The following is a 15,659-nucleotide window of genomic DNA, read 5'->3' as shown; positions in this document are numbered from 1 at the left end:
CGGCGGGTGGGCTTCTTCTTGGCGTCAAAACTTAACGAGGCGAACGAACGCTGCTTCATCGAGGATGTGCTTCCGGGGGCTCATCGCTATGATGCCTCAGTCGGGGAATAGATCAGAGCATCCCTAACCGCGCCATCCGGGGCTTGGCCATGGGAGGCCTTCCCCACGAATCAACGACTTCCCCCGATCGTGCCGCCTGATTCCGCCGTCTAATCCTGCAGCCTTTCCCGGAGGCGGCGACCCTGCGGCGATCCTCTCACCGGGGGCCGGTGCCGGCAAGGGTTGGTGCATGCGCGGTGCCTCCGTGGCCTTGCCATGCTGCGGCGGGGTGTGCCGGGTCACCCATGGCTGGCAGGGGACTCGGGGTTTTCGCGGTTTTCGTCGGCGCGTTCCGTTGGCCGGGCGGCTCCCTGCCGGCACAAGCGGCCGTGGCGGCGAGCCTGTAAAATGCCCGCTTCGCACGGGCGCCCGTGCCCGTCCAGGAACGCATTGAGCATGAAAACCATCGAAGGCGATTTCGCCACGCCCAAGGGCCGCTTTGCCATCGTCGCGGGCCGTTTCAACGGTTTCGTCGTGGAGCCGCTGGTGGCCGGGGCGCGCGACGCGCTGTTGCGCCACGGCGTCAAGGACGCGGACATCGAGCTGGTGCGCGTGCCGGGGGCGTGGGAGATCGCGCTGGCCGCGCACAAGGTCGCCGCTTCCGGCAAGTACGCGGCGGTGATCGCGCTGGGCGCGGTGATCCGCGGTGCCACGCCGCACTTCGACTACGTGGCCGGCGAATGCGCCAAGGGCCTGGCCAGGGCCGCGCTGGACACCGGCGTGCCGGTGGCGTTCGGCGTGCTGACCACCGACAGCATCGAGCAGGCGATCGAGCGTTCGGGCACCAAGGCCGGCAACAAGGGCGCCGACGCCGCGATGGCCGCGCTGGAGATGGTCAACCTGTACGGCCAGCTGTGATGCATCCTCGTCCTGAAGGCATCGATCTCGCCGCGCGCTCGCGCGCCCGCCGCCGCGCGCTGCAGGCGTTGTACGCGTGGCAGCTGTCGGGCAGCCACATGAACGCGGTGATCGAGCAGTTCCGCCACGAGCAGGACATGGAAGTGGCCGACCTCGAATACTTCGAGGATCTGCTGCACGGCGTGGAGCAGCACGTCGCCGAGATCGACGCTTCGCTGCGTCCGTACCTCGACCGCGAAGTCGCCGAGGTCGATCCCATCGAGCGCGCCGCGCTGCGCCTCGCCGCCTACGAGTTGAAGCATCGCCCCGACGTGCCCTACCGCGTGGTGATCAACGAGGCGATCGAAGTCACCAAGCGCTTCGGCGCCGACCACGGCCACAGCTACGTCAACGGCGTGCTGGACAAGCTGGCCGCCGAACTGCGCGCGGTCGAGAAGCGCGGCTGATGGACACCGGCGCCCGGACGGAGGATCGGGTGCCGGTGCTGGAAACCGCGCGGCTGCGCCTGCGCGCGCATCGCCCCGAAGACCATGCCGCCTGCACCGCGCTGTGGGCCGACCCGGACGTGGTGCGCTACATCGGCGGCCGCCCGTTCACCGCCGAGGAAACCTGGCGCCGCATGCTGGCCTCGCGCGGGCTGTGGGGCATGCTGGGCTACGGTTACTGGGCGGTCGAGGAAAAGGCCGGCGGCCGCTATGTCGGCGACATCGGCTTCGGCGACTTCCGCCGCGAGATCGAGCCCTCGTTGGCGGGCATGCTGGAGTTCGGCTGGGTGCTGTCGCCCGAGGTGCATGGCCGCGGCTATGCGAGCGAGGCGATCGCCGCGGCCACCGCCTGGGCCGACGCGCACCTGCCGGGCCTGCGCGCCGTGTGCCTGATCGACGCGGACAACGCCGCCTCCCTCCGCGTGGCCGCGAAGGCCGGCTTCCGCGAATGGCAGCGCACCACCTACCACGGCGAACCCGCCCTGGTGTTCGCGCGCTGAGGGTTTACCTGGCCGGGCAGTCGCGGCTGTTGTCGGCGATGCCGCTGATCAGCCAGCGGCCGTCCACCCGCGCCAGGTTGAACACGTCGGTGCCGCAATGGTGCGGCTTGCCGTCGAGCAGGAAGACGTAGGGCGCCCATACCACGGCGATGTCGTCGTCCACGCACACCTGCGGATCGCGGATGCGTTCCTCGATGCGCGCCTTGCCCGGCTTCACGTGGTCGACGAAGTCGCCCAGCGCGAGTTGATCCGGCTTGCCGTGGCGCATCAGCGTGGCCATGCCCGCGGGCAGCACCTGCGCGCGCATGCCGGCCTGGTCGTAGCGCGACATCGCCGCGAAGAAGGCCCGGACCGGTGCCAGCACGGCCGCGTCGTTGGCTGCGGATGGCATCGGCGCAGCCAGCGCCGGCGCGGCGGCGAGCAGGGCGAGCGACAGGACGGCGGGGTGGAAACGGACACGGCGCATGGCGGCAAGCTCCGGCAGGGAAGTGGCGCCAGCCTCGCACGCATGCAGCGCCCGCGCATGCGCCGCAGGTCACGGGCTTGCGCCGCGCCCGCGCGGATGCTCTGCTCTGGAACCGCTTCCCCGCAGGACCGCCATGGAATTCCGCCTGATTGACCGGCTACGCGAGCGCACCGCGCAGCAGCGCGACGACGTGCACCTCGGCATCGGCGACGACGCCGCGCTGCTGGCCGTGCCCGCGGGACAGGAGCTGGCGGTGGCGATCGACACCCTGGTCGAGGGAGTGCATTTCCCCGCGGGCACCGCGCCGGCCGACCTCGGCTGGAAGGCGCTGGCGGTGAACCTGTCCGACCTCGCCGCGATGGGCGCCACGCCGGCGTGGGCGCTGCTGGCGCTGACCCTGCCGCAGGCCGATGCGGACTTCATCGACGGCCTCGCCGACGGCTTCGCGCAACTGGCGCGGCCGCACCGGCTGGCCCTGGTGGGCGGCGACACCACGCGCGGGCCGTTGACGCTCAGCGTGGCCGTGCACGGTTTCGTGCCGCCGGGGCAGGCCCTGACCCGCGCCGGTGCGCGCGTGGGCGACGCGGTGCTGGTCACCGGCACGCTGGGCGATGCGGCGGCGGGATTGCGCTGCCTGCAGGCACCGATGCCGGCGGACGCCGGGGCATCCATGCGCGACGCGCTGGTCGACCGCCTGAACCGCCCGGTCCCGCGGCTGGCGGCGGGGCTGGCGCTGCGCGGCCGCGCCAGCGCCTGCCTCGACGTGTCCGACGGCCTGCTCGCCGACCTTGGCCATCTCTGCGCGGCCAGCGGCGTGGGCGCGGAGATCGACGCGGCCCTGCTGCCGCGCTCGTCCGCATTGCTGGGCCTGTTCGACGACGTGGCCGCGCGCGATTTCGCGCTGGCCGGCGGCGACGACTACGAATTGTGCTTCACCGTGCCCGTCGCGCGCGTGGCCGAGGTGCAGGCCGACCTGGCGCGGCTGGGCTGCGGCGCCACGCGCATCGGCCGCATCGTGGCGGGCGAGGGCGTGCGCGTGCGCGATGCGGATGGCGGCTGGCTGGAACCGGCGCAGCTGGGCTGGGATCATTTCGCCGCATGAACGCCCGCGCCGAACGCAAGACGCTCACCGCCGCGCAACGCCGCGCGCTGCTCGCCACGCCGGCGGGCTGGATCGCCTGCGGCCTCGGCTCCGGCCTCGCGCCGGTGGCGCAGGGCACGTTCGGCTCGCTGGCGGCGATCCTGCCGTGGCTGCTGCTGCGTGGGCTGTCGCTGCCGCTGAACCTGCTGGCCATCGTGCTGGGCTTCGCGCTGGGCGTATGGGCCTGCGGGATGGCGGGCCGCGCGCTGGGCGTGGACGACCACCGCGCACTGGTGTGGGACGAATTCGTCGGCCAGTGGATCGCGCTGCTGCCCGCACTGCTGGCGCCGTGGTGGGCGGTGCTTGCCGGCTTCGCGCTGTTCCGCCTGTTCGACGTATGGAAACCGTGGCCGATCCGCGTGTTCGACCGCCGCCTGCACGGTGGCCTGGGCGTGATGGTGGATGACGTGGCCGCCGGCGTGTTCGCGGCGGTCGTGCTGGCGGTCGCGCTGCACTTCCTGCGCTGAGCACTCACTCCAGGCAGCCGGCGCCGCGCAAGGTGGCCTCGACCGCCTGGTCCAGCGGCGTGTGCGGTTCCGTGCCCAGCCATGCGACCAGGCGGCGGTTGTCCAGTTGCAGCGGCTCGCGCCACAGGTAGCGCATCTCGCGCAGTTCGCGCAGCAGCACCACGAACGGCGCGGCCAGGTGGGCCAGCCACCACGGGAAGGCGCGCAGCGGCAGCGTGGCGTTGCCGCTGGCGCGGCGCGCGGCGGCGAGCAGGGCGTCGCCATCCACGAAGTGGCCGGCGAAGTGGAAGCGGGCGTGGCGTTCCAGTTCGCCCTCGCGCTGCAGCAGCCGCGCCACGGTTTCGCCCACGTCGGGCAGGTAGGCCCAGGCGTGGGGCAGCTCGCGCCGGCCGGGATAGAGCAGGGAGCGCAGGCGGCGGCCCGGCCTGGCGATCGCCGCGAACCAGTTGTTGCCGGCGCGCGGGCCAAAGAAGTCGCCGCAGCGCAGGATCAGGCTGCGCACGTCGCCGGCCTCGGCCAGCCGTTGTTCCATCGCCACGCGGATCGCGCCCTTGCGGGTCAGCGGCCGCTGCGGATCGTCCTCGGCGAGCAGCGGAAAGGCATCGGGACCGTAGTTGTAGACCGTGCCCGGCAGCACCAGGCGTGCGCCGTTGGCGCGGGCCGCGGCGAGGCTGTGGTCCAGCATCGGCAGCACCAGCTTGTCCCAGTCGCGGTAGCCCGGCGGGTTCACCGCGTGGACCAGCACATCCGCGCCGGCCGCGGCCTGCATGACGTCGGCGGCCTGCATCGCGTCGCCCTCGCGCCAGTCGATGCGCGGATCGAGGCCGGGCCGGGCGGCGTTGCGGACCAGCGCGCGCACCGTCCAGCCGCGGCGCAACAGGGCCGCGGCGATCTCGCCGCCCGCGCCGCCGGTGGCGCCGAGGATCAGGGCTGTCTTCGAGGTGTTCATGGCCGTACTCCAGGATGGGTCGGAATCGATGGGTGGCGCCAGCCTGGCGCAGGACGGGCTGTTTGGAAATTGCCCAACACCGAACATCTGCTATAAATAAATGCATGGACAGCGACGAGCCGGGCTGGGATCTCTACCGCTCCTTCCTCGCGGTGGCGGGCGAAGGCAGCCTGTCCGCGGCGGCGCGCAGGCTGGGCATGACCCAGCCCAGCCTGGGCCGGCATGTGCGGCAGCTGGAGGCGACGCTGGGCGTGGCCTTGTTCACCCGTTCGCCGCAGGGGCTGGCGCTGACCGAGGTGGGCGCCGAGCTGGCCGAACACGCGCGCGGCATGGCCGCGGCCTCCGCCGCCTTGCGGCGCGCGGCCTCGGGCAGTCGGCAGGAGGTGCGCGGCGTGGTGCGCATCACCTGCAGCGAGGTGATCGGCGGCGAGGTGCTGCCGGCGATGCTGGCCGACCTGCGCCGGCGGCAGCCGGGCATCGTGGTCGAGCTGTCGCTGTCCGATGCCGCCGAGGACCTGCTGCGCAAGGACGCCGACATCGCCGTGCGCATGCTGCGGCCGAGCCAGGGCGCGCTGGTGGCGCGGCGCGTGGGCGCCATCGGGATCGGGCTGTACGCGCACCGGCGCTACCTGAAGGCGCACGGCACGCCGCGCGCGCTGGCCGATCTGCACGGCCACGCGCTGATCGGCTTCGACCGCGAGACGCCCGCCCTGCGCGCGATGCGCGGCCGCGTGCCGGGCGCGGAGGTGTTCGCGCGCGGCCGCTTCGCGTTGCGCACCGACAGCGCGCTGGCCCAGCTGGCCGCGCTGCGTGCCGGCTATGGCATCGGTGCATGCCAGCATGCGCTGGCCCGGCGCGAACGATCGCTGCTGCGCGTGGTGCCCGCGTTCGCGCTGGACCTGGACACCTGGCTGGTGATGCACGAGGACCAGCGCGCGAACCGCCGCGTGCGGCTGGTCTACGACCATCTGTTCGAGGCGCTGGCGGCCTACGCGGCGGAAGGCGCCTGAGACCGGCTTACTTCTCGTCGTGCCCCGGCCCGTAGCGGCGATCCGGCCCGCGATACGCCGCCACGCGCGCCAGCCGCGGCGTGTCGTAGGCGAATTCCAGCAGCACGCGCAGCCGGCTTGTGCGCACCGGGTCGAAGCGGGTGAGCTTCTTGTGGCCGATGGTGGTGCCCCAGGCGAGCGGCTGCCACGCACGGCCGTTCCATGTCTCGACGCGATGGTTGGCGATGTTCTGGCCGAAGGCGATGGCTTCGCCGAGTTCCAGCGTGTCGAATTCGATCTCGTGCGGCACTTCGATTTCCAGCCACGCATGGCGCACGCTGCGTGCGGCGCTCCAGTACGCGTCGGGGTCGGCATCGAGCACGCTGGCGGCCGGGTGCGCGAGGTCGCTGCTGCTGGCGTGCACGCGGGCGCCCTGCAGCAGGTCGTTGGCGAACAGTGCGGTGCGCCGGGCGGCGAAGCCTTGCAGCGAGGCGATGTCCGGGGCGTCGAACAGGCCGTCGCGGTTGGGCGGCACGTTGAGCAGCAGCTTGCTGTTGCGGCCCACCGAGCTGAAATAAAGATCCATCAGGCCGTCCGGAGTGCGCACCTGGTCGTTCTGCTCGGGGTGCCAGAACCAGCCGGGGCGGATCGACACGTCCGATTCGCCGGGGCGCCAGGCGCTGCCGTGCGGGTCGCCGTGGCCGAGCAGGTCGCCCACCCACGGCCGGTCGTAGCCCGGGTACGGCACGCTGGCCGGGTCGATGCTGGACCAGCAGGTTTCGCCGGCCACGCCCTTCTCGTCGCCGATCCAGCGCACGTCGGGGCCGGCGTCGGAGAACATCACCGCATCGGGTTGCAGCCTGCGCACCGTGGCGTGGATGCGCGGCCAGTCGTAGGCCTGCCTGCGGCCGTCCGGTCCTTCGCCGTTGGCGCCGTCGAACCACACCTCCACGATCTTGCCGTAGTTGCCGAGCAGCTCGGTGAGCTGCGCGATGTAGTAGTCGTTGTAGGCCTCGCCGCTGCCGTAGACCTTCGCGTTGCGGTCCCACGGCGACAGGTACAGGCCGGCGCCCAGGCCTTCGGCGCGGCAGGCGTCGGTGAACTCGCGCACCACGTCGCCGTGGCCGTTCTTCCACGGGCTGGATGCCACCGAATGCCTGGTGGTGGCGGTGGGCCACAGGCAGAAGCCGTCGTGGTGCTTGGCGGTGAGGATCATGCTGCGGAAGCCGGCCTGCTTCGCCGTGCGCGCCCACTGCCGCGCGTCCAGCTTGCGCGGGTCGAAGATCGCCGGCGACTCGGTGCCGTCGCCCCATTCCTTGCCGGTGAAGGTGTTCACCGTGAGGTGCACGAACATCGCCAGCTCGTCGCGTTGCCAGCGCAGCTGCTGCGGGGTGGGGCGCGGGCGCGGCGCGCCGGCGATGGGTGCGGCAGCGGCATCGGCACGGGCGATGCGAGTCGCGCCGAGCGCACCCATCGAGGCGACGGCCGAGCCGGCGAGCAGGAAACGGCGACGATCCATGGAGCGGGCCTCTACTGGCGGATGCTGTGGCATCAGGTATGAACACTATATTCAAATATGAAGCTGACGGCATGACATCTTCCGAGTCGCGTGAGCCTCTCGCTACCACCGAACCCTCATCCGCCCCTCTGGGGCACCTTCCCCCGGAGGGAGAAGGGAGAAAGCTGGCCGGGCTTCGCCGCATCAGGTCATGCCTTGCCTGCCAGATGGCGACACCCACGAGCAGCACCCTGGGGATACGCAAGGCTTGCATCGACCTGACGCGTCGACGCAGCATGCAAAGGATCGGCACGCGCCGATTGCCCCTGCCTGCCGAAGGAGTTCCCCATGCAATACCGCCGCCTCGGCCGTGCCGGCCTGCCGCTTTCCGTCCTTTCCTTCGGCGCCTGGGCCACGTTCGGCAAGAGCGTGGGTCGTTCGCTGGCGCGCGACATGCTGGCGCTGGCCTGGGATCGCGGCGTGAACTTCTTCGACAACGCCGAGACCTACGGCAACGGCGTGGCCGAATCGCTGATGGGCGACGTGCTGGCCGACCTGCGTTTCCCGCGCGACAGCTGGTGCGTGTCCAGCAAGGTGTTCTTCGGGGCGCGGGAGCACCCGAAGCCGACCCAGCGCGGGCTGTCGCGCAAGCACGTGATCGAGGCCTGCCACCAGGCGCTGCAGCGCCTGCGCGTGGATTACCTCGACCTCTATTTCTGCCATCGCCCCGACCCCGACACGCCGGTCGAGGAAACCGTGGCGGCGATGGACCTGCTGGTGCGCCAGGGCAAGGTGCTGTACTGGGGCACCAGCGAGTGGCCGGCGCCGGCGATCGTCGAGGCGCATCGCGTGGCGAAGGAGAACCACCTCGCGGCACCATCGATGGAGCAGCCGGAATACAACCTGCTGCATCGCGAGCGCGTCGAGGTGGAATACGCGCCGCTGTACCGCGACTACGGCATGGGCACCACGATCTGGTCGCCGCTGGCCTCGGGCCTGCTCAGCGGCAAGTACGACGATGGCGTGCCGGCCGACTCGCGGCTGGCGCAGCCCGACTATGCGTGGTTGCAGGACAGGGTGCTGGGTGACGGCGGCGAGCGCGTGGCGAAGGTGCGCCGCCTGCGCCCGCTCGCCGACGAGCTCGGCTGCAGCACCGCGCAACTCGCCATCGCGTGGTGCGCGGCCAATCCGCACGTCTCCACGGTGATGCTGGGCGCGAGCCGGCTGGAGCAGCTGGAACACAACCTCGGCGCGCTGGAGGTGCTGCCGAAGCTGGACGAGGCGACGCGCCGGCGTGTCGCGCAGGCGGTGGCATAAGTCCGCTCGGGTAGTGCATCGGCCTGGCTGCGTCAGCGCGGGCGGCGCAGGTCGTCGGCGTGGGCGGTATGGAAATGCCGCTGGAACGCGACCTCGCCGGTGCCCGGCTCCTGCAGCTCGCGGGCATAGCGGTGGCCGGCGTAGACCGCATGCGCGATCAGGCCCGGCGCCTCGGCGTCGCCGATGCAGCGCACGCTGCGAATGCCGGCGCCGGACCATTCCGCCTCGCGCCCTTGCAGCTCCCGGTACAGCGTGTCGTCGGGCAGGCGGGCGGTGACGGTGACCACGGCGTCGCAGGGCAGCTCGCGCCGCCGGTGGGTCCACACGTCCTCGACGGTGAGCACGCCACCGGCGTAGCCGACGACGTCGTGCGATACCAGCGCCTCGATGCCGAGTTCGGCCATCCGCTTGCGCACATGCCGGTAGTCCAGCGTGTTCAGCGTCCACGGCGCGAGGCTGTCCTCGGGCGTGAGGTGGACCACCTCGCAGCCGCGCCGGCGCAGCAGTTCGGCGGCGACGCTGGCGTGGTAATAGCCGTCGTCGTCGTACACCGCCACGCGGCCTTGCGGCAGGCGGCCGTCCATCAGGTCGTCGAGGGTGAACACGCGCGCACCGTCGTCGAAGCCGGGAATGGCGAAGCCGTGGCTGCGGCCGCAGCCGTCGCGGCGCCAGTGGCAGCCGGTGGCCAGCACCACGTGCTCCGCGCCGAAGTCGAGCACGTCCTGCGCGGTGAGTGCGGAGTCGAGGTAGACCGCCACGTTCGCCAGCTTGTTGATCTGGCCCACGCGCCAGTCGCGCACGCGCGCCCATTCGGCCAGGCCGGGCAGGCGCGCCTCGCGCGTGACGCGGCCGCCCAGCTCCCTGCGCGCCTCGGCCAGGCTCACCTCGCAGCCACGCTGGCCCAGTGCGCGCGCGGCCTCCAGCCCGGCCGGGCCGGCGCCGACCACCAGCACGCGGGCCGGCGTGCGCGCCGGCGCGATGCGCTCCGGGTGCCAGCCCTTGCGCCACTCCTCGCCCATCGTCGGGTTCTGCGTGCAGCGGATCGGCGAGATCGTCATGTCGCCGGAGACGCAGACGTTGCAGCCGATGCACTCGCGGATGTCGTCGACGCGGCCTTCCTCGATCTTGCGCGGCAGGAACGGGTCGGCGATCGACGGGCGCGCGCAGCCGATCAGGTCGAGCACGCCGCGCTTGAGCTGCGACACCATGGTGTCGGGCGAGGTGAAGCGGCCCACGCCCACCACCGGTTTCGTGGTGGTCTTCTTGACGAAGGCGATGAAGGGCTCCTGCGCGCCTTCGGCGGCGAAGCGCGAGGGCACCGAGTCGTTGTACCAGGCGGCCAGGTTCACGTCCCACAGGTCGGGCAGCTCGGCCAGCATGCCCACGATGTCCTGCGCCTCGGCCAGTTCCACGCCGCCGGGGCCGAGCAGCTCGTCGACGGCGAAGCGCAGCGCCACCGCGCAGGTGCCGCCCACCGCTTCCTTGGTGTCTTCCAGCACCTCGCGCAGCAGGCGCACGCGGTTCTCCAGCGCGCCGCCGTATGCGTCGCTGCGCTGGTTGCGCCGGCGCTGCAGGAAGTGCATCGCCAGCGACAGGTCGTGCGCGGCGTAGGCGTAGATGATGTCCATGCCCGCGCGCTTGCCGCGGATCGCCGCCTCGCGGTGCCAGCGGCGGTATTCGCGGATGTCGTGCAGCGTCATCGCGCGCGCCTGGTGCGGGTAGCCGTACTTGGCGGGCTGCGGCGAAGGCGCGATCAGCACCTCGCGCGAATACAGGTTCGACGCGGTGGGGCCGTTGTGGGTCAGTTCCAGCGCGGCCAGCGCGCCGTGCGCGTGCACCTTGTCGCACATCAGCGCCAGCGCGGGGATGTCGCGGTCGTCCCACAGCCGCGCCTCGACGTAGGGCGTGAGATCGCCGCTGGGGTGGATCTCGCATTCCTCGGTGGAGACCACCGCCCAGCCGCCTTCGGCCTTCACCTCGCGCATCGCCGCGTGCGCCAGCGGCATCGCGTGGCCCATGCCGTTGCAGTGCGGCACCTGGAAGAAGCGGTTCTTCGCGGTGACCGGGCCGATCTTGAGCGGGGCGAACAGGAGGTCGTAGCGCGGATCCCTCATGGCGGCAGCACCTCGACGGGCGGGGCGGCGCGGCGGCGCAGGCGCATCAGCGCATACAGCGGCAGGCCTGCCGCGATCAGCCCCAGCGCATACAGGAACGGCTCGTGGCCGATCCCGACAAAAGCGAATACCACGAATGCCACGCAGGTGACGGCGATCAGCAGCACCCGTCGCGTGGCGCACGTCGCGCTGCGCCGCCACCACAACACGATCAGCGCGAGCGCGCAGCACAGATAGAGCGGCAGGTTGGCGGCGGTCACCACGCGGGTGAGGAAGGTGAACGCCGCCACCAGCGATTTGCTGTAGCTCATCCACACCATCGCCGAGGCGAGCGCGCCGATCACCAGCAGCGCCACCGCCGGCGCGCCGTGGCGGTTGTTGCGCGCGAGCACTGCCGGCAGCACGCCGTTGACGGCCATGGTGCGGGTCAGCTCGCCGGCGAGAAGGGTCCAGCCGTTGAGCGCGCCCAGCCCGCTGATCACCACGAACAACGCCAGCCAGCGCCCCGAACCGGCCAGCGCGAAGCGGTCCATCAGCAGCGCGAACGGTGCGCTGGCCTCGGCCAGCTCCTGCTGCCGGATCAGCAGCAACGGCACGGTGGAAACGATGATGTAGATGATCGCGGTGAGCACGGTGCCGCTCATGGTCGAACGCGGGATCGTGCGCCCCGGGTCGTCCACCCGCGCTGCCGGCACGCTGGCCGATTCGATGCCCAGCATCGCGAACAGGGCGATGGTCGAGGCCGCCGTCACGCCGCCCAGGGTGATCGGCGTGGTCGGCGGGTGCGCGGCGTAGCTCGCCGGCGCGGTCAGCAGCAGCCAGCCGCCGAGCAGGGCGATCACCAGCATGGGCAGCAGCTTCAGCGCGGTGGTGACGATCTGCACGCCGCCGCCGGTGCGCACGCCGAACAGGTTGATCGCCACGATCGCCCACAGCAGGCCCAGCGCGAACAGCGCCGGCGGCAGCGCGCCCAGCGGCGGGAACACCACCGCCATGTAGCCGACCACGCCGGTGGCGAGCGCGGCGTTGGTGAGCCACATCGACACCCAGTACGCCCATAACGCCATGTACGCCGGCAGTTCGCCCAGCGTGTGGCGGATGTAGCCGTACGGCCCGCCCGCGCCGGGCAGCGCATGGGCGAGGTGCGAGAACACCCGCGCTAGCGCCAGGCAGCCGGCCAGCACGATGACCCAGCCGATCAGCGCGTTGAAGCCGAACGGCGCCAGCGACGCCGGCAGCACGAAGATGCCCATGCCGATGACGTTGCCCACCACCAGCGCGGTGCAGGTCCAGAAGCCGATGCGGCTGCCGTCGTGCGTGCCGGCAGCCGTGGGCTCCGCTCTGGCGGAGGGGCCGCCCGCCGGAGGCAGGCTCACGCGGACTCCCCGGCGGGGCCGGCGTAGGCCGCGCGCAGCAGGTTCTGGAAATGCCAGACGCCGCTCTCGCGCTTCGGGTTCAGGCGGCCGGGCAGGTAATGGCCGGAGGCCAGCCCTTTCTGCACCGCTTCGCAGATCGCGATGTCCTCGCGCTGCACCTCGTCGCTGAAGCCCTGGTCGGCGGCGATGCGCGCCTGCGCGCCCGCGTCCTGCGCGTAGTAGTAGTCGAACACCACGCGGCAGCGGCCCGGCCCCAGCGGCAGGATGCGGTTGGTCTGCAGGCGCCCGGGCATGATGTTGAGCATCACGTTGGGGTAGACGAAGTAGTAGTACGCCTGGCCGTCGCCGTAGATCCCGCTGCTGTCGCGCAGCGGCGAGGACTGCAGCGAATGCCACGCGAACAGCTCGGTGTCGTAGGCGCGGTAGTCGAGCACGCGCGACAGGCCCGGGTGCACATGCGGCAGGTGGTAGCCCTCGAGGAAGTTGTCGACGTAGACCTTCCAGTTGCAGGCTATGTCGTAGACGTCGCGGCGCAGGTAGCGCATCGCCGCCAGGTCGATCGGCGCGATGCGCTCGGCGATGCCGCCGTAGACCTCGTCGAACGCCGGCACTGCGGGATCGATCGCCACGAACACCAGGCCCTGCCACTCGTGCACGCGCAGCGGCGGCAGGCGGATGTCCTCGACGCGGAAGTCGCGGGCGTCCTGCATTTCCGGCGCGCTGCGCAGCTGGCCTTCCAGCGTGTAGGTCCAGCCGTGGTACCTGCAGTGCAGGGCGCGGATGCCCTTGCCGTCGCACAGCGCCAGCGGCCCCGCGCGGTGGCGGCAGACGTTGGGGAAGGCGCGCAGCACGCCGTCCTGCCCGCGCACCAGCAGCACCGGCACCCCGGCGACCTGCTCGACCACGTGGTCGCCCGGCTCGGCCAGCTGCCCCTGCTGGGCCACCAGCTGCCAGCTGCGCGCGAACACCGCGCGCTGCTCCATCGCCAGCATCGCGTCGCCGGCGTAGTAGCGCGCCGGCAGGGCGTGCGCGCGATCGAGTTCCTCGGCCCTGGTGTCGGCAGTCATGACGGATTCGGTCCCCGGATGGCATGGGCGCGACGGGCCGTCGTCCTCGGGGGCATCCGTGCTCCGCGCGTTCCCGGCAGTGTATGTCCGATCCCGGCGCGTGTGTCCACGATCGCAGGGCCCCGGCCGCGCCACTACCTGCCGACCGGATCCGGATGCTAGATTGCCGCGAATCCCGCAAGGAGCTGCCGTCGCCCATGTCACGCGCCGTGTTCCTGTCGTGCCGTGCGGAAATCGTCCCGCACGCGTTGGCCGCACGGTCGCGGCAAGCCGCCGCATGACGGAGACGGTCGCCAGCGGCACGCTGGAGCAGGCGCTGGCCCATGCCGCGCGCTTGCTGGAGCGCGATCCGGCGCTGGCCGCCGAACAGCTGGCCGAGATCCTGCAGGTGGCCCCCGGCCAGCCGCGGGCCCTGCAGTTGCTGGCGGCGACGCGCACGCTGCAGGACGACCCGTCCGGTGCCCTGGCCATCCTCGTGCCGCTGGCGCGGACGCAGCCGAACGCCGCGGCGGTGCATTTCGACCTGGGGCTGGCCCTGGCTGGCAGCGGCCGCGGACCGGAGGCCATCGCCGCGCTGCGCCGCGCGGTGGCGCTGCAGCCCGGGCTGCCGCAGGCCTGGCGCGTGCTCGGCGACTGCCTGGCGGCAGCCGGTGAACACGAGGCGGCCGACGCGGCCTACGTTAGCCATGTGCGCCATTCCACCCGCGATCCGCGACTGATGGCGGCCGCCGTCGCGCTGGCCGAGGACCGCATTCCCGAGGCCGAGGCGCGCCTGCGCGAGCAGCTGAAGCGGGCGCCCACCGACGTGGCGGCGATCCGCATGCTCGCCGAGGTCGCCGCCCGGCTGGGCCGCAACGAGGACGCGCTGCACCTGCTCGAACGCTGCCTGGAACTGGCCCCGGGCTTCCACGAGGCACGCCGCAATTACGCGCTGGTCCTGCATCGTGCCAACCGGCCGGAGGCGGCGCTGGCCGAGATCGCGCGCCTGCTCGCGGCCGATCCGGAGGATGCCGGCAGCCGCAACCTCAAGGCGGCGGTGCTGTGCCGCACGGGCGATTACGAACAGGCCATCGGCATCTACGCCGCGCTGCTGGAGCGGCATCCGGACAACCCGAAACTGTGGGTGAGCCAGGGCCACGCGCTGAAGACCGCCGGGCACGCCGAGCGCGCGATCGCCGCGTACCGGCGCAGCCTGCAGCTTGAGCCTTCCTTCGGCGAAGTCTGGTGGAGCCTGGCGAACTTGAAGACCTTCCGCTTCGACGCCGGCGAACTGGCCGCGATGCGCGCACAGCTGGCGCGCGCCGACCTGGGCGAGGACGACCGCCTGCACCTGGAGTTCGCCGTCGGCAAGGCGCTGGAGGATGCCGGCGAATACGAACCCTCGTTCCGCCACTACGCGCGCGGCAACGCGATCCGCCACGCGCAGTTGCGCTATCGCGCCGACGACACCAGCGCGCGCGTGCACCACATCCGCACGCACTACACCCGCGAGTTCTTCGCGGCGCGCGCCGGCGCCGGCGACCCGGCGCCGGACCCGATCTTCGTGGTCGGCCTGCCGCGCGCCGGCTCCACCCTGGTCGAGCAGATCCTCTCCAGCCACAGCCGGGTCGAGGGCACGATGGAGCTGCCCGAGGTCACCTCGATCGCGCGCCTGCTGCGCGGGCAGGGCGACGCCGACGGCGCGATGCCCTACCACGACGCGCTGGCGGCGCTCGATGCCGCTGCGCTGCGCGCGCTGGGTGGGCGCTACCTCGCGCACACCCGCATCCAGCGCAAGACTTCGGCGCCGCTGTTCATCGACAAGATGCCGAACAACTTCATGCATGTCGGCCTGATCCACCTGATGCTGCCGAACGCGAAGATCATCGACGCGCGCCGGCATCCGATGGCCTGCGGCTTCTCGGTGTTCAAGCAGCATTTCGCGCGCGGGCAGGGCTTCAGCTACGGGCTGGAGGACATCGGCCGCTACTACCGCGACTACGTGGCGCTGATGGCGCATTTCGACGCCGTGCTGCCCGGGCGCGTGCATCGCGTGGTGTACGAGCGCATGGTCGACGACACCGAGGGCGAGGTGCGCCGCCTGCTCGACTACTGCGGCCTGCCGTTCGAGGCGGCCTGCCTGCGCTTCTTCGAGAACACGCGGCCGGTGCGCACGGCCAGTTCGGAGCAGGTGCGCCAGCCGATCTACCGCGAGGGGCTGGAGCACTGGCGGCATTACGCGGCGTGGCTGGGCCCACTGGCATCGGCGCTGGGGCCGGTGCTGGAGAGCTATCCAGCCGCGCCGGGAGGGGAGTAGCGGTTCGACATCGATCGATGGTCGTGGACTTGCCTGG

Annotated in this window: 14 protein-coding genes; 8 read left to right on the top strand and 6 right to left on the bottom strand. The window is 71.8% G+C overall.

Going from position 1 to position 15,659, the window contains the following annotated elements; genetic code table 11:
- Positions 1-495 precede the first annotated feature (495 nt).
- The 3 genes from ribH to ABQJ56_RS08760 are packed head-to-tail and all read left to right on the top strand — an operon-like array spanning position 496 to position 1,942.
- On the top strand, positions 496-957 hold the full coding sequence (gene ribH / locus ABQJ56_RS08770) for a 6,7-dimethyl-8-ribityllumazine synthase (protein ID WP_437343405.1): 462 nt from the start codon (positions 496-498) through the stop codon (positions 955-957).
- Positions 957-1,403, top strand: a complete 447-nt coding sequence (gene nusB, locus ABQJ56_RS08765) for a transcription antitermination factor NusB (RefSeq protein ID WP_367844628.1) — start codon at positions 957-959, stop codon at positions 1,401-1,403. The genes ribH and nusB overlap by 1 nt, the downstream gene beginning before the upstream one ends.
- Positions 1,403-1,942: a GNAT family N-acetyltransferase gene (locus ABQJ56_RS08760; RefSeq protein ID WP_367844627.1), complete on the top strand. Its 540-nt coding sequence runs from the start codon at positions 1,403-1,405 to the stop codon at positions 1,940-1,942. Before nusB ends, ABQJ56_RS08760 begins: the two co-directional genes overlap by 1 nt.
- 4 nt (positions 1,943-1,946) lie before the next feature.
- Here the strand turns inward: ABQJ56_RS08760 and ABQJ56_RS08755 are convergent, their stop codons facing one another.
- A complete protein-coding gene (locus ABQJ56_RS08755; protein WP_367844626.1) occupies positions 1,947-2,408 on the bottom strand; it encodes a nuclear transport factor 2 family protein in 462 nt (153 codons plus the stop codon).
- Between the two features lie 133 nt (positions 2,409-2,541).
- Between ABQJ56_RS08755 and thiL the strand changes: the two genes are divergently transcribed.
- Both thiL and ABQJ56_RS08745 read left to right on the top strand, forming a co-directional pair.
- On the top strand, positions 2,542-3,510 hold the full coding sequence (thiL, locus tag ABQJ56_RS08750) for a thiamine-phosphate kinase (protein WP_367844625.1): 969 nt from the start codon (positions 2,542-2,544) through the stop codon (positions 3,508-3,510).
- Positions 3,507-4,016, top strand: a complete 510-nt coding sequence (locus ABQJ56_RS08745) for a phosphatidylglycerophosphatase A family protein (RefSeq protein ID WP_367844624.1) — start codon at positions 3,507-3,509, stop codon at positions 4,014-4,016. Before thiL ends, ABQJ56_RS08745 begins: the two co-directional genes overlap by 4 nt.
- 4 nt (positions 4,017-4,020) lie before the next feature.
- Here the strand turns inward: ABQJ56_RS08745 and ABQJ56_RS08740 are convergent, their stop codons facing one another.
- Entirely contained in the window at positions 4,021-4,965 is a 945-nt protein-coding gene (locus ABQJ56_RS08740) for an NAD(P)H-binding protein (protein WP_367844623.1), read from the bottom strand.
- Positions 4,966-5,069: 104 nt separating this feature from the next.
- Here ABQJ56_RS08740 and ABQJ56_RS08735 point away from each other — a divergent pair, with 104 nt between their 5' ends.
- Positions 5,070-5,975, top strand: a complete 906-nt coding sequence (locus ABQJ56_RS08735; protein ID WP_367844622.1) for a LysR family transcriptional regulator — start codon at positions 5,070-5,072, stop codon at positions 5,973-5,975.
- Positions 5,976-5,982: 7 nt separating this feature from the next.
- Here ABQJ56_RS08735 and ABQJ56_RS08730 read toward each other — a convergent pair whose 3' ends face one another.
- The gene (locus tag ABQJ56_RS08730; protein WP_367844621.1) at positions 5,983-7,473 is read right to left on the bottom strand and encodes an alpha-L-fucosidase; all 1,491 of its coding nucleotides are present in this window, start codon (positions 7,471-7,473) and stop codon (positions 5,983-5,985) included.
- Positions 7,474-7,800: 327 nt separating this feature from the next.
- Between ABQJ56_RS08730 and ABQJ56_RS08725 the strand changes: the two genes are divergently transcribed.
- On the top strand, positions 7,801-8,769 hold the full coding sequence (locus tag ABQJ56_RS08725) for a potassium channel beta subunit family protein (protein WP_367844620.1): 969 nt from the start codon (positions 7,801-7,803) through the stop codon (positions 8,767-8,769).
- A 32-nt stretch (positions 8,770-8,801) separates the two neighbouring features.
- On the opposite strand, the gene ABQJ56_RS08720 is transcribed toward ABQJ56_RS08725, so the two are convergent.
- The 3 genes from ABQJ56_RS08720 to ABQJ56_RS08710 are packed head-to-tail and all read right to left on the bottom strand — an operon-like array spanning position 8,802 to position 13,326.
- The gene (locus tag ABQJ56_RS08720; RefSeq protein ID WP_367844619.1) at positions 8,802-10,883 is read right to left on the bottom strand and encodes an oxidoreductase; all 2,082 of its coding nucleotides are present in this window, start codon (positions 10,881-10,883) and stop codon (positions 8,802-8,804) included.
- Positions 10,880-12,259 carry an APC family permease gene (locus ABQJ56_RS08715; protein WP_367844618.1) on the bottom strand — a complete coding sequence of 460 codons (1,380 nt, stop codon included), beginning with the start codon at positions 12,257-12,259 and terminating at the stop codon, positions 10,880-10,882. Before ABQJ56_RS08715 ends, ABQJ56_RS08720 begins: the two co-directional genes overlap by 4 nt.
- Entirely contained in the window at positions 12,256-13,326 is a 1,071-nt protein-coding gene (locus tag ABQJ56_RS08710) for an aromatic ring-hydroxylating oxygenase subunit alpha (protein WP_367844617.1), read from the bottom strand. The genes ABQJ56_RS08715 and ABQJ56_RS08710 overlap by 4 nt, the downstream gene beginning before the upstream one ends.
- Before the next feature lie 277 nt (positions 13,327-13,603).
- Here ABQJ56_RS08710 and ABQJ56_RS08705 point away from each other — a divergent pair, with 277 nt between their 5' ends.
- Positions 13,604-15,622, top strand: a complete 2,019-nt coding sequence (locus tag ABQJ56_RS08705) for a tetratricopeptide repeat-containing sulfotransferase family protein (RefSeq protein WP_367844616.1) — start codon at positions 13,604-13,606, stop codon at positions 15,620-15,622.
- The last annotated feature ends 37 nt before the right edge of the window (positions 15,623-15,659 follow it).

It is taken from the genome of Rhodanobacter geophilus, from assembly GCF_040812275.1.
GTDB classification, from domain to species: domain Bacteria; phylum Pseudomonadota; class Gammaproteobacteria; order Xanthomonadales; family Rhodanobacteraceae; genus Rhodanobacter_A; species Rhodanobacter_A geophilus.
This window is presented reverse-complemented; position numbering and strand designations above follow the sequence as displayed.